Raw genomic sequence first — 12,536 nt, forward strand, 5'->3', positions numbered from 1 at the left:
TGGACGGCGACATCCAGCTCGCCGTGGCGGAGCTGCTGGCGCAGGGCATCACCTATCGCGACCTGCGTGGCACGGCGAAGCTGGCCGATGGCCGGCTGGCGGTGGCGCCGCTGGCGGTGACGCTGCCCGGCGGCCGCCTCAGTGGCCGCCTCGGCGCCGACGGCACCGGCCCCGCGCAGCGCCTGACCCTGGCGCTGCGGCATGAGGGCGCCGGGCTGGACCTGCGGCCGCTGCTCCAGGCCTATGGCCTGCCCGGCCAGGCCAGCGGCCGGCTGGAGCTGGAGGCGGACCTCTCCGGCACGGGCGCCGACCTGCGGGCGCTGGCGGGCAGCCTGGGCGGGCATCTCGGCCTCGCCCTGGCCAATGGGCAGATCGACAACCGCCTGCTGGACCGGCTGGGCGGCGATCTGCGCCGCATGCTGGTGCCCAACGCGCCCACCGAGGGCGGCACGCCGCTGCGCTGCCTCGCCCTGCGGCTGAACCTGCGCGAGGGCGTGGCGCGACCCCAGGCGATGCTGCTCGAGACGGGGCTGGCCGATGTGGTGGGCAGCGGCCGCATCGACCTCGGCCAGGAGACTCTGGCGCTGCGCCTGCTGCCGCAGGTGCGGCTGGGCGGGCTGGGGCTGACGGCACCGGTGCTGGTGGGCGGAACGCTGGCCGCGCCGAGCTACCGGCTGGACCCGGCCGGCGTGGCCGAGGCCACCGCCGGCATCGTGGGCGATCTGGTAGCGCGGCAGATGGAGAACCAGGACTCCGTCCTCGGCCAGCTGGCCCAGCAGCTCGCCGGGCGCGGCAATGCCCTGCCCGACTGCGCCCAGCAACTGGCCGTGGCACGCGGCGGGCGCAGCGGCCCCGTGCCGGCGCCACGCCCTGCCTCCCAGGGGCAGGAACGCCCCGCCAGCCCGGTGGACCTGCTGCGCGGCCTGCTCGGCCGCTGAGCGGGCCCGAGGCCCGGGCACGAAAAAGGCGCGGGGGCGTTCTCCGCTCCCCGCGCCGTTCCTGTTTCGCCTTGCTGCCTTACTCGGCCGCGGCGGCATCGTCCGGGTCGGGCCCGGCCACCATCAGGCTGTTGGCGACGATGCCGGACTGGGCACGGATGCGCTGCTCGACGCTGTCCGCCATGGCAGGGTTGTCGCGCAGGTACTGCTTGGCGTTCTCCCGCCCCTGGCCGATGCGCTGACTGTCGCAGCTGAACCAGGCGCCGGACTTCTCGACGACACCGGCCTTCACGCCGAGGTCGAGCAGCTCGCCCACCTTCGAGATGCCCTCGCCGTACATGATGTCGAACTCGACCTGCCGGAACGGCGGGGCCATCTTGTTCTTCACCACCTTGACGCGGGTCTGGTTGCCGACGACCTCGTCACGGTCCTTGATCTGGCCGATGCGGCGGATGTCGAGACGGCAGGAGGCATAGAACTTCAGCGCGTTGCCGCCCGTCGTCGTCTCCGGGTTGCCGAACATGACGCCGATCTTGAGCCGGATCTGGTTCAGGAAGATCAGCAGCGTGTTGGAGCGCGAGACGGAGCCGGTCAGCTTGCGCAGCGCCTGGCTCATCAGCCGGGCATGCAGGCCGACATGGCTGTCGCCCATCTCGCCTTCCAGCTCGGCGCGCGGCACGAGGGCGGCGACGCTGTCGACCACCAGCACGTCGACGGCGCCGGAGCGCACCAGCGTGTCAGCGATCTCGAGCGCCTGCTCGCCGGCGTCGGGCTGGCTGATCAGCAGGTTGTCCACGTCCACGCCCAGCTTGCGGGCATAGCCGGGGTCGAGCGCGTGCTCGGCGTCGAGGAAGGCGCAGGTGCCGCCCTGCTTCTGCGCCTGGGCGATGGCATGCAGCGCCAGCGTGGTCTTGCCCGAGCTTTCCGGCCCGTAGATCTCGACGATGCGGCCCTTCGGCAGGCCACCGATCCCGAGCGCCAGGTCGAGGCCCAGCGAGCCCGTGGAGATCACCTCGACCTCGTCGGATTGCTGCTTCGCGCCCATGCGCATGATCGAGCCCTTGCCGAAGGCCCGTTCAATCTGGCTGAGCGCGGCGTCGAGCGCCTTGTTCTTATCCATTCTGGAACCTCTTAGCCCTTCGGCTCTGTTCGTCTCGCAACCGGGCACGGCGAGGAGCCGGTCCGTATGACTGGAATAACATGTGAGCGGGGCAAAGGTCGCGTCCCCATGCCGCCCTGGTGTTCGCTATATGTTCATGATTGCGGCGTTCCGCAAGAGGCTCCCGCAACATCCGCCAGATCAGCCACAGCCGCCGTCAGCTCGGCGGCGGTGTAGGGCTTGGCGAGGAAGCGCAGGCCCTGGTCGGACAGCCCTTCTTCTACCACGGACGGTGCATATCCGCTCACCAGAAGCACGGGCAGGCGGGGATTGCGGGCCCGCAATGCCCGCGCCAGGGCGGGGCCGTCCATGGCGCCAGGCATCATCACGTCGCTGACCAGCAGGGCGGGCGGCGATTCGGCCGCCAGGGCCAGTGCCGCCTCGGCATCCTCCGCCGCCAGCACCGGCCAGCCGGCGCGGCGCAGGGTGCGCTCGGCCAGCCGGCGCAACGGCGCCTCGTCCTCGACCAGCAGCAGCGGCCCGCCGCCGGCCGGGGCGGCCATGGGAGCCTCGGCCGGGTCGGGCTCGGCTTGGGCGGGCTCGGCTTGGGCGCGATCGGTGGGCAGGCTGGCGGCGGGCGGGCTGGCGGCAGGCGGCGATGGCGGCCCGGCAGCCGGCGCCTCGGTGCGCGGCAGCAGGATGCGGATTCGGGTGCCCTGCCCCGGCCGGCTTTCCACCGCGATATAGCCGCCCGATTGCCGCACGATGCCATACACCGTGGCCAGCCCCATGCCGGTGCCGCCCTGCTGCGGCCTGCTGGTGAAGAACGGCTCGAAGATGCGCGGCAGGATCTCGGGCGGGATGCCGTGGCCGGTGTCGCGCACCTCCAGCACCGTCCAGCGCCCGGCCGGAATCGGCTCGGGCATGGCCGGCTCCGGCTGGAGCAGCAGCGCGCGGCTGGTCGCCAGGGTCAGGCGCCCGCCCTCCGGCATGGCCTGACGGGCGTTCATCGCCAGGTTCATCAGCACGCGGTCGAGCTGGGAGGGATCGATCCGCACCAGGCGCCCGGGCGAATCCAGCACCAGCTCCAGCGCGATGGCCCGGCCGAGCAGCGGGCGCAGCATCCGCGCCATCTCGGAGACGGCGGTGTTCAGCGGCACCAGCCGCGGCTCCAGCACCTGCTGCCGCGCATAGGCCAGCAATTGCCGCACCAGCCCCGCACCCCGTTGCGCCGCCTGCCGCACCTGCTCCAGCTCCGCGGCGAGAGCCGGATCGGGGTTCTCGCCCAGATGCCGCCGCGCCTCCTCCGCAGCGCCCAGCACCACGCTCAGCAGGTTGTTGAAGTCGTGCGCGATGCCACCGGCCAGCCCGCCCAGGGCCTGCAGCCGGTCGGACTCGGCGAGCTGGGCGGCCAGGGCCTTGCGGGGGGCGGCATCGGTCAGCAGCAGCACCGCCTCCCCCTGCGGCAGGGCGACGCGGCGTGGCAGCACGATCAGGCCCGGCTGCCCCAGGGGCGCGGCCAGGCGAAGCTCCGGCGGCTCCGGGCCGCCCGCCAGCCATTGCTGCAAGGCAGCGCGCGATTCGGGCGCGAAGATCAGTGTGATGGGCGTACCCGTCCGCAGAGGCAGGCTGGGTTCCAGGGCCGCGCGCAGGGCCGCGTTGCCTCCGCGAAGCCTGGCGGCGCCGTCGAGCCAGAGGGCGGGCTCGGGCAGGCCGGCCAGGAGGGACTGGAAGGCCGCCGGGCTGCGCCGCAGAGAGGCACGCCAGCGGGGCCAGAGATCGCGCAGGGGCATGGCCATGCGGTCATAGCATCACGATTTGGTGACGTCAGTCTTTCTTGGCCAGGCCGATCTGCCCGAGGGTCTCGCTGAGCACGGCGCGGGCATTGGCCAGCACGGTACGGTTGCGGGTGTCGGTGCCGGCCGGCAGGGGAAGGCCCGCCAACGGCCCGGCCGGGGCAGTCCTGGTGGTGCGGATGGCGGCGGGGGTGGTGGCGGAAACGTCGCCGGAAAGGCGCATGGCCACGGCCAGCAGCCGTTCCGATGGCGCCATCAGGCTGGCCACGCAGCTATCGAGCGCCTCGTTGATTTCCATCGTGCCTCCGGTTCCGCAGCGGGAGGACAGCAGGATGGAAGGCGCTGGTAAGGATTCGGTTAGGACGGTGCCGCTGCAGGTTTCGGTAACGAAGGCCCGTCTAGCCTGCCGCCATGTCCGCCACCGCCCTGCCTGCCCTGCTGGCCGCCCTCGATTCCCTGGAGACGACGCTGAAGCTGGCCGAGGCGCTGGCCACGGGCGGCCGCTCCATCGATCTGGAGGGGCTGGATGCCGAGGTCACCGCCCTCTGCGCCGCCGCCCTCTCCCTGCCCGCCGCAGAGCAGGCCGAGGCCGGGTGGGCGCTGCGCCGGCTGCGCGGGCGGGTGGAGCGGTTGCAGCGCCTGGTTTGAAGCGGCGCGCGGGCCGGGCAAGGGAAGGATTGTGTCCTTCCCTTGCGCCGCCGCATCAGCCCTGCGGCAGATGCTTGCTGATGTAGGGCGGCAGGTTGAAGGCGCCGGTGTGGATCTCGGGCGTCCAGTACTGCGTCTGGCCCAGGATGCCGGCGGCCTCGGCGCGGGCGCGGATGGTGGCGGTGTCCACCTGGCGCAGCGTGGCGTCCTTCGCCGCCCAGCCCAGCGTCATGAAGCCGCCGACATAGGTCGGCACGGCGGCGACATAGGCCCAGATGTCGGCGAACACCTTGCCGCGGCGCAGGCTGGTCTCGGCCAGCTCCTCCGCCTGCATGGCGGGCACGCCGCACTGGTTGACGATGAGGCCGCGGTCGGAGAGCAGGCGCGCCGCGTTGGCGTAGAACTCGTCCGTGAACAGCACCTCGCCGACGCCGATCGGGTCGGTGGAATCGACGATCACCACGTCGAAGCTGCCGGCCTCGGCCTTGCGGACGTAGTCGATGCCGTCACCCACGATCACCTCGGCGCGCGGATCGTTCCAGGCGTCGCCGGCGATGTCGGGCATGTGCTCCTTGCAGAGCCGGATCACCTCGCCGTCGATCTCGACCATCACGGCGCGCTCGACATTGCGGTGCTGCAGCACGCGCTTCAGCACGCCACCATCGCCGGCGCCGATGATCAGCACGCGCTTGGCGTCGCCATGCGCCAGCAGCGGCACATGCGTCAGCATCTCCTGATAGACGAACTCGTCCTTCTCGGTGATCTGCACCACGCCGTCGAGCAGCATGACGCGCCCGTGGCTGTAGCTCTCGAACAGCATGATGTCCTGGAAGTCGCTCTGCACGCGGGCCAGTTCGCGCTTCACCAGGAAGCGCTGGCCCCACTCGGCGTAGAGCGTCTCGTTCACCCAAGAATCGGTCGGCATGGAGGAAATCCTCGGTCAGGAAACACAAGAAGGGGGCGGGATCCTGAGACCCCGCCCCCGCCTCGTCACGTGAAAGGCTGATGTCAGCCGATCAGGCCGCGCTTGTGCTCGGCGAGCTGCACGCGCTCCGGCCCGAAGCCCTTCTTCAGGATCGGCACCGCCTTGTACGGATTGCAGATCCCGCAGACGAAGATGTCGAGCGCCGCGTAGGCACGCTCCGGCCAGGTGTGGATCGAGATGTGGCTCTCGGCCAGCACCAGCACGCCGGACACACCGTCGGGCGCGAAGTGATGGAAGTGACCGTGCAGGATGGTCGCGCCGGTTTCGATGGCGGCCTCGCGCAGAACGGAATCGATATGCGCGGGGTCGTCGAGATTCGTGGCGCCCCACAGATCGACGATCAGATGCGTGCCGGCAAAACGCACACCATCACGCTCGACGAAGTGGTCCTTCGCCTCGCCGTGAGTATCAACAGACTGGGCTTCGCTCGGGCTGCAATCCGAAACCATCCCCAGCGGAGAAACGAGAGCGTCCATGGTTTGAGGGCTCCTTCCCACCAGAAGATGACCAGGGTGATCGTGGATCGATCAGGTCAACGAGGCGGCATATGGGGCATGGGGGGTCCTCCCCGCAACAGAAATCGGGACTTTGAGGCCGAAAAAAACGCGGGTCGTTCCCGCGTTCAGCGCGTATCTCGCCGCGCCGCCCCCCTCCCGCTCCGCAAATGCCCCCCGTGGACAGGGTCAGGGCTCGGAAAATCTTCTGTCACAATCCGCCCGGCGTCGAAAACCGCATCTTGGCCCTTGCCCGGCCTGGAAAGCCTGCTATACCGCCGCCCTGCGCTGGATGGGTGGCCGAGCGGTCGAAGGCGCACGCCTGGAAAGTGTGTATACCTCAAAAGGGTATCGTGGGTTCGAATCCCACCCCATCCGCCACGGCCGTCCTGGCCGAACCAGCCTCCGGGCCTTCCGAAATTCCGCTGACTGCAACAGGCAAGAAGAAGCCCCGCCGCGCTTGCGCGGGCGGGGCCGGTGTTTTGCCGCGCGGTGCGGGCCGGTTCAGGCGGCGCGCGTCTTCAGCCGGCTGGCGAAGCTCTTGCGGAACTTGGCCACCTTCGGCGCCACCACCATCCGGCAGTAGCCACTCCACGGGTTGCGGGCGAAATAGTCCTGGTGCTCCGGCTCGGCCGGCCAGAAGGTGCCGGCGGGCTCCAGTTCCGTCACCAGCGGCGCCGGCCACAGCTGCTCAGCTTCGATCTCCGCCATCACCTGCCGCGCCGTCGCGGCCTGTGCCTCGGAGGTGGTGAGGATGATGCTGCGGTATTGCGGGCCGACATCGGCGCCCTGCCGGTCCTTCGTCGTCGGGTCGTGCAGGGTGAAGAAGATGCGCAGGATGTCGGCGTAGGAGATGGCGGCGGGGTCGAACACCACCTTCACCACCTCGGCATGGCCAGTGCGCTTGCCGCAGACCTGCTCGTAGGTCGGGTTCTCGGCATGGCCGCCGGCATAGCCGGAGACCACCTCGGTCACGCCGATCAGGTCGCGGTAGGCGGCGTCGATGCACCAGAAGCAGCCGCCACCCAGGATGGCGGTCTCCTGCGGGGCATTCTCAGGCATGGGGTTCTCCTTGCTTGGGATGTCGAGCACGGAGATGGGGTCGCGGAGCGCTCCGCGCATCCCCGGCCGCTTGCGCGCCGCACGGGGCGGGGCCACCGTCGCGGCCATGGAATCGCACACCCCCTTCCCCGCCCAGGACCCGGCCCAGGCCGGGTTCGACCCCGCCGCCCTGGCCGAGGCCGTGGCCTTCGCCCAGGCGCATGAGAGCCCCTTCCCGCGCGACATCCTGGCGCATCTGGAATCCGGCTATTTCGAGCCGGCGCCGGACAACGAGGTGCTGGGCAACACCGCGCCGCGCGGCGCGCCGAACGGGCTGGTCCTGCGCCACGGCAAGCTGGTGGCCCATTGGGGCGACACGCGGCAGGTGGACATGACCTTCAGCGTGGCCAAGAGCTACCTGGCGCTGCTGGCCGGCCTGGCGCTCGGCGACGGGCTGATCGACAGCCTCGATTCCCGCGTCTCCGCCAGCGTGGACGACCCGGCCTTCGCCGGGCCGCACAACGGCGCCATCACCTGGCGGATGCTGCTGGACCAGACCAGCGAGTGGGAAGGCACCCTGTTCGGCAAGGCCGACCGCATCGACCGCGGGCGCGACCTGAAGCGCGAGGGCAGCGGCCCCAAGGGCCATGAGCGCCCGCTGAAGACCCCCGGTACCTACTGGGAATACAACGACGTCCGGGTGAACGCCCTCTCCCTCGCCCTGCTCCACCGCTTCCGCCGCCCGCTGCCGGAGGTCTTCGCCGAGCGCATCATGGCGCCGATCGGCGGCAGCACGGATGGGCGCTGGGAAGGCTACCGCACCAGCTTCGTCGAGATCGACGGGCAGCGCATCCAGTCCGTCTCGGGCGGCGGGCACTGGGGCGGCGGCGTCTTCACCCATGCCGAGGACCAGGCGCGCATCGGCCTGCTGATGCTGGGCGACGGCGCGTGGGAAGGCCGCCGCGTGCTGCCCGAGGGCTGGGTGGCCGCCTGCACCACCCCCTGCCGGCTGAACGCCGATTACGGCCTGCTCTGGTGGCTGAACGGCCAGGGCCGCTACCCGGGCGCCAGCCGCGCCAGCTTCTTCGCCCAGGGCGCGGGCGGCAACTACATCTGGATCGACCCCGAGAACGGCCTCGTCGCCACCTTCCGCTGGCTCGACCCGGCGGCGCTGCCGGAGATGACGGCCCGCGTCACCGCCGCGCTGCGCGCCGGCTGAGGCAACCACCGCCATCAGGAAAGGGGGAGCGGCGCCGCTCGCCGCTTGCCCCGCCCTTCCCGCGCGCCCAGGCTCGCCAGCCGACAGCCGAGGGAGAGACCGCATGACCGCCTCCGCCTTCCCCCGCCGTGCCGCCCTGCAACTGGGCGCCGGGCTCGCCGCCGCCGGCACGCTGGGCCGCCCGGCCCTGGCGCAGTCGGCGGCGCGCACGCTGCGCTTCGTGCCGCACACCAACCTCCAGACCCCCGACGCGCTGCAATCCAGCACCCTCATCTCGCTGAACGCCGCGCACGCCATCTGGGACCAGCTCTACGGGCTGGACAGCAAGCTGCAGCCGCGCCCGCAGATGGCGCAGGGCCACGAGCTTTCGGAGGACCGCCTGCGCTGGCGGTTCCGCCTGCGCGCGGGCCTGCGCTTCCACGACGGCGAGCCGGTGCGCGCCGCCGACTGCGTCGCCTCGATCAACCGCTGGTCGCAGCGCGACCTGTTCGGCAAGCGCCTCGCCGCGCAGCTGGAGGAGATGCGCGCCACCAGCGACACGGAATTCGAGATCCGGCTGAAGCAGCCCTACAACCAGCTGCTCTACGGCCTCGGCGCCACCGCCTGCTACATCATGCCCGAGCGCGTGGCGCAGACGCCGGCCACCACCACCGTCGCCGACTTCACCGGCAGCGGCCCCTTTGTCTTCCGCCGCGACGAATGGGTCTCCGGCGCCTCCGTCGTCTTCACCCGCAACGAGGCCTATGTGCCGCGCGACGAGCGGCCCGACATGTGGGCCGGCGGCAAGGTGGCGAAGCTCGACCGGATCGAGTGGCGCATCATGCCCGATCCCTCCACCGCCATCTCCGCCCTGCAGACGGGCGAGGTGGACTGGCTGGAGCGCCCCCTGGCCGACCTGCTGCCGCTGCTGCGCGGCCGGCGGGGGCTGGAGGTGAAGACCATCGACCCGATCGGCGTCTGGGCCGAGCTGCGGCTGAACGACAGCGTGCCGCCCTTCGACAACCCGGCGATGCGCCGCGCCCTGTTCCCGGCGCTGCGGCAGGTGGACTACATGCAGTCGCTGGTGGGCAGCGACCCCTCCCTCTACCGCACCGGCGTCGGCGCCTTCCTGCCCGGCTCTCCCGCCGCCAGCGATGTGGGGCTGGAGGCCGTCACCGGCGAGCGCAGCATCGAGCGCGCGCGGCAGGCGGTGAAGGCGGCGGGCTACCAGGGCGAGACCATCATCCAGATGGCCGCCACCGACATCAGCTCCGCCGCCGCCATGTCGCCCGTGGCGCAGCAGATGCTGCGCGAGATCGGGCTGAACGTCGATTACCAGAGCGTGGACTGGGGCACGCTGATCAGCCGCGCCAATGCCGCCGGCGCCGCCGAGCGCGCCAACTGGCACTGCTACTGCACCGGCTGGGCGGGGCTGTGGGTCTCCAACCCCGGCAGCCACCTGCATCTCTACGGCACCCGTCCCAACCCGCGCCTGGAGACGCTGCGCGACGCCTGGTTCGACGCGGCGGATGCCGCCGCGCAGCAGCGCATCACTCGCGAGATGCAGGCCATCGCCTTCGAGGAGCCGCCCTTCCTGCCGCTCGGCCAGTACTTCACGCCGCAGGCCTACAGCACCAGGCTCTCGGGCTTCGTGCCCAGCCCGATCGCGCTGTTCTGGAACCTCGAGAAAGCCGCCTGAGAGAGGAGAGCCGCCATGGCCGACGCCGCCACCCTCGACACCACCTTGCCCGAGGCGCTGCGCACGCGCCTCGACACGCTCTCCGGCTTCGAGGGCGCCCTGCTGCTGCGGGAGGGCGCGGAGGGCGTGGCGCTGGCCCTGCGCCGGCCCACCGGGCTGGTGCTGCGCCTGGCGGCCTTCTGGATCTCGCCCGGCGCGGCGGATGCGGAGGCCACCGCCCGGGCGCTCGCCGCGCGGCTGGAGGCGGCGGCGCACGAGGCCGGGCTGCTCGCCCTGCGCGCCGCGCCGGAGGATGCGCCCTGGCTCGACCCCGCCGGGCTGCGCCAGCTGGGCCTCGCGCCGCTCGCGGCACCCTATGCCGAACGCTGGCTCGGCAACGACGCGCCGCGCCGTGCCCTGCCGCTCTACGCGCAGACCACCCCCTTCACCTGCGGCCCCGCCTCGCTGCTGATGGGCTTCCAGGCCCTCGCCGGCCGCGCGCCCACGCGGAGCGAGGAGATCGCCCTCTGGCGCGAGGCCACCACTATCGTCAGCCTCGCCGGCCCCGGCGGCTGCGACCCGCACGGGCTGGCGCTGGCGGCCCGGGCGCGCGGCTTCGGCGCCCGCATCCTCGCCACCACCGACCGCGCACTGCTGACCGAGCGCGCCGACACGGCGCAGAAGCGCGAGCTGATCGAGTTCGCGCAATCGGAGTTGCGGGCGCAGAGCGCCGCGGCCGGCATTCCCGTCACCCTCGGCGACTTCGCCATCGCCCCGCTGGCCGCGCATCTCGGCGCGGGCGGCCTCGTGCTGCTGCTGATCGACCAGCACCCGACCCATGGCCGGCATTCGCCGCACTGGATCCTGCTGCACCAGGCACGGGATGGCTGGTTCCTGGTGAACGACCCCTGGCCCGATCCGCCGCGCGGCGAGACGGCGGCGGATGCCGCCAACCTGCCCATCCGCGCCGAGGCGCTGGAGCGCATGGCCTGGTTCGGGGAGCCGCCCTACCGCGCCGCCGTGCTGCTCACCCCGCCTGGAGATGGCGCTGGCGATTGACGGCCGCGCGGCCCCGCCCGAGACTCCCGCGACCGCCACCGCCGCAGGACGAGACATGACCGACATCCAGACCGCCAGCGCCGTCCACGCCGCGACCCTGACGCTCGACACCCATGTGGACATCCCCTGGCCGCAGACGCCCGACCCGCGCGGCGAGACGGCGCGCTGCGTGGACTTCCCGAAGATGCGCGCCGGCGGGCTGCGCGCCGTGGTGTTCGCCGCCTACCTGCCGCAGGGGCCGCGCACGCCGGAGGGCCACGCCGCCGCCGCCGAGCGTTGCGAGGCGATGCTGCGCGCCATCCGCGCCACCGCCAGCGGCGAGGACCGCCGCATCGTCAGCCGCGCCGCGGAGCTGGAGGCGCTGCGGGGCAGCGGCGGCTTCGGCGTGCTGCTGGCGGTGGAGAATGGCTACGCCATGGGCGAGGATCTCTCCCGCCTGGCGCTGTGGCGCGGCCTCGGCGCCTGCTACGTGACGCTGACGCATAATGGCCATAACCTGCTGGCTGATTCCGCCATCCCCCGCCCCGACCTCGGCGATGGGCCGGTGCTGCATGGCGGCCTCTCCACGCTGGGGCGCGCGGCGGTGGCGGAGATGAACGCGCTCGGCCTGCTCGTCGATGTCTCCCATGTCGCCAAGAGCGCGATGCTGCAGGCGGTGGAGATCTCCCGCGCGCCGGTGGTGGCCACCCACACCTGCGTCCGCGCGCTCCGCGACCATCCGCGCAACCTCGACGACCAGCAGATGGACGCGCTGCGCGCCACCGGCGGGCTGATGCAGATCACCGCCGTGCCGGGCTTCCTGCGCAGCCCGGGCGCGGACGGCAAGGTGCGCGCCCGCGTGGCCGACATCGCCGACCATGTGGACTACGCGGTGCAGCGCATCGGCATCTCCCATGTCGGCCTCTCCTCCGACTTCGATGGCGGCGGCGGCGTCGAAGGCTGGATGAATGCGGCCGACAGCGCCAACCTCACCGCCGAGCTGCTGCGCCGGGGCTATGATGCCGAATCCGTCGGGCTGCTCTGGTCGGGCAATTTCCTGCGCGTGATGCGGGCGGCGGAGGCGGTGGCGGCGGCCGGGTAGAAAAGGCAGGCCGGGGAAGGAATTCCCCGGACCCCTCCTTTTTTCTGCCAGTCAGCCGAGCTCGAAGCTCATCAGGCCGAAGATCTCGTCCAGCGGCAGGGCGGGCGCGGGGCCGCGATACATGCGCGCGGTCTCGAAGACGGGCGCCATGCCGGCCTCCCCGGCCAGGGCCAGGGCGGCGGCGTTCGGCTCGGGCAGGTCCAGGAACACCGGGCCGGGGGCACCCTCGGCCAGCGCGTTGAACAGGGCGCGCGCGAAGGGCGCCCCGGTGGCCGTCAGGGGGCCGATCTTGGCGCCCTCCCGGCAGGGGCGCAGCACGCCGAAGCCGCGCACCGCCCCCGCCCGGTCCCGCACCGCCAGGGCGCGGTGCCCGGGCGCCGTGAGCCAGGCGCGCAGCAGCGCCTCGCGCGGCGCCGGGAACACCCGCGCATCCAGCGCCGCGAGCGCGGCGAAGGGCACCGAGGCCGCCGGCACCACCTCCCCCTCCGCCCCACCGATGGCGCGCGGCGCCGCGGCCCC

12 protein-coding genes, 1 tRNA gene and 1 pseudogene are annotated in these 12,536 nt (G+C 72.2%); 7 read left to right on the plus strand and 7 right to left on the minus strand.

The features are described from left to right. The coding region (locus ACZJYS_RS17540; RefSeq protein WP_493179772.1) for an AsmA family protein at positions 1 to 938 on the plus strand (938 nt) is incomplete at its 5' end. Positions 939 to 1,017: 79 nt separating this feature from the next. Here the strand turns inward: ACZJYS_RS17540 and recA are convergent. The 3 genes from recA to ACZJYS_RS17555 all read right to left on the minus strand — a co-directional run bounded on the left by recA (position 1,018) and on the right by ACZJYS_RS17555 (position 4,131). Continuing rightward, positions 1,018 to 2,058, minus strand: a complete 1,041-nt coding sequence (gene recA / locus ACZJYS_RS17545; protein WP_109518620.1) for a recombinase RecA — start codon at positions 2,056 to 2,058, stop codon at positions 1,018 to 1,020. Between the two features lie 134 nt (positions 2,059 to 2,192). Continuing rightward, positions 2,193 to 3,836 carry a hybrid sensor histidine kinase/response regulator gene (locus tag ACZJYS_RS17550; protein ID WP_493179773.1) on the minus strand — a complete coding sequence of 548 codons (1,644 nt, stop codon included), beginning with the start codon at positions 3,834 to 3,836 and terminating at the stop codon, positions 2,193 to 2,195. Positions 3,837 to 3,864: 28 nt separating this feature from the next. Beyond that, a complete protein-coding gene (locus tag ACZJYS_RS17555; RefSeq protein ID WP_493179774.1) occupies positions 3,865 to 4,131 on the minus strand; it encodes a hypothetical protein in 267 nt (88 codons plus the stop codon). Positions 4,132 to 4,244: 113 nt separating this feature from the next. Here ACZJYS_RS17555 and ACZJYS_RS17560 point away from each other — a divergent pair, with 113 nt between their 5' ends. Further along, entirely contained in the window at positions 4,245 to 4,481 is a 237-nt protein-coding gene (locus ACZJYS_RS17560; RefSeq protein WP_493179775.1) for a hypothetical protein, read from the plus strand. A 55-nt stretch (positions 4,482 to 4,536) separates the two neighbouring features. On the opposite strand, the gene speE is transcribed toward ACZJYS_RS17560, so the two are convergent. Beyond that, on the minus strand, positions 4,537 to 5,406 hold the full coding sequence (gene speE, locus ACZJYS_RS17565) for a polyamine aminopropyltransferase (protein ID WP_109518616.1): 870 nt from the start codon (positions 5,404 to 5,406) through the stop codon (positions 4,537 to 4,539). A gap of 83 nt (positions 5,407 to 5,489) precedes the next feature. Then, positions 5,490 to 5,942, minus strand: a complete 453-nt coding sequence (gene speD / locus ACZJYS_RS17570) for an adenosylmethionine decarboxylase (RefSeq protein WP_109518615.1) — start codon at positions 5,940 to 5,942, stop codon at positions 5,490 to 5,492. A gap of 308 nt (positions 5,943 to 6,250) precedes the next feature. Here speD and ACZJYS_RS17575 point away from each other — a divergent pair. Then, positions 6,251 to 6,341: transfer RNA gene (locus ACZJYS_RS17575), tRNA-Ser, on the plus strand. A 123-nt stretch (positions 6,342 to 6,464) separates the two neighbouring features. Here the strand turns inward: ACZJYS_RS17575 and msrA are convergent. Then, positions 6,465 to 7,022 carry a peptide-methionine (S)-S-oxide reductase MsrA gene (msrA, locus tag ACZJYS_RS17580; protein WP_493179776.1) on the minus strand — a complete coding sequence of 186 codons (558 nt, stop codon included), beginning with the start codon at positions 7,020 to 7,022 and terminating at the stop codon, positions 6,465 to 6,467. A gap of 106 nt (positions 7,023 to 7,128) precedes the next feature. On the opposite strand from msrA, the gene ACZJYS_RS17585 reads away from it, so the two are divergent. From ACZJYS_RS17585 to ACZJYS_RS17600, 4 genes are all read left to right on the plus strand, one after another. Next, complete coding sequence (locus tag ACZJYS_RS17585) at positions 7,129 to 8,220, plus strand: serine hydrolase domain-containing protein (RefSeq protein ID WP_493179777.1); 1,092 nt, start codon at positions 7,129 to 7,131, stop codon at positions 8,218 to 8,220. A 103-nt stretch (positions 8,221 to 8,323) separates the two neighbouring features. After that, positions 8,324 to 9,898, plus strand: a complete 1,575-nt coding sequence (locus ACZJYS_RS17590; RefSeq protein WP_493179778.1) for an ABC transporter substrate-binding protein — start codon at positions 8,324 to 8,326, stop codon at positions 9,896 to 9,898. Positions 9,899 to 9,913: 15 nt separating this feature from the next. Then, the gene (locus ACZJYS_RS17595; protein ID WP_493179779.1) at positions 9,914 to 10,936 is read left to right on the plus strand and encodes a peptidase C39 family protein; all 1,023 of its coding nucleotides are present in this window, start codon (positions 9,914 to 9,916) and stop codon (positions 10,934 to 10,936) included. A gap of 55 nt (positions 10,937 to 10,991) precedes the next feature. Then, entirely contained in the window at positions 10,992 to 12,017 is a 1,026-nt protein-coding gene (locus tag ACZJYS_RS17600) for a dipeptidase (RefSeq protein WP_109518611.1), read from the plus strand. A 51-nt stretch (positions 12,018 to 12,068) separates the two neighbouring features. Here ACZJYS_RS17600 and ACZJYS_RS17605 read toward each other — a convergent pair. Next, positions 12,069 to 12,536 (minus strand): annotated as a pseudogene (locus tag ACZJYS_RS17605) (GNAT family N-acetyltransferase); the annotation flags it as partial.

This window comes from Roseomonas sp. TS2 (assembly GCF_058833935.1).

Bases quoted from the DNA above. Each gene is read 5' to 3' on its own strand.
- speD (WP_109518615.1), bottom strand. From the start codon at position 5,942: ATGGACGCTCTCGTTTCTCCGCTGGGGATGGTTTCGGATTGCAGCCCG.
- msrA (WP_493179776.1), bottom strand. From the start codon at position 7,022: ATGCCTGAGAATGCCCCGCAGGAGACCGCCATCCTGGGTGGCGGCTGC.
- speE (WP_109518616.1), bottom strand. From the start codon at position 5,406: ATGCCGACCGATTCTTGGGTGAACGAGACGCTCTACGCCGAGTGGGGC.
- ACZJYS_RS17600 (WP_109518611.1), top strand. From the start codon at position 10,992: ATGACCGACATCCAGACCGCCAGCGCCGTCCACGCCGCGACCCTGACG.
- ACZJYS_RS17555 (WP_493179774.1), bottom strand. From the start codon at position 4,131: ATGGAAATCAACGAGGCGCTCGATAGCTGCGTGGCCAGCCTGATGGCG.
- ACZJYS_RS17585 (WP_493179777.1), top strand. From the start codon at position 7,129: ATGGAATCGCACACCCCCTTCCCCGCCCAGGACCCGGCCCAGGCCGGG.
- ACZJYS_RS17590 (WP_493179778.1), top strand. From the start codon at position 8,324: ATGACCGCCTCCGCCTTCCCCCGCCGTGCCGCCCTGCAACTGGGCGCC.
- recA (WP_109518620.1), bottom strand. From the start codon at position 2,058: ATGGATAAGAACAAGGCGCTCGACGCCGCGCTCAGCCAGATTGAACGG.
- ACZJYS_RS17550 (WP_493179773.1), bottom strand. From the start codon at position 3,836: ATGGCCATGCCCCTGCGCGATCTCTGGCCCCGCTGGCGTGCCTCTCTG.
- ACZJYS_RS17595 (WP_493179779.1), top strand. From the start codon at position 9,914: ATGGCCGACGCCGCCACCCTCGACACCACCTTGCCCGAGGCGCTGCGC.
- ACZJYS_RS17560 (WP_493179775.1), top strand. From the start codon at position 4,245: ATGTCCGCCACCGCCCTGCCTGCCCTGCTGGCCGCCCTCGATTCCCTG.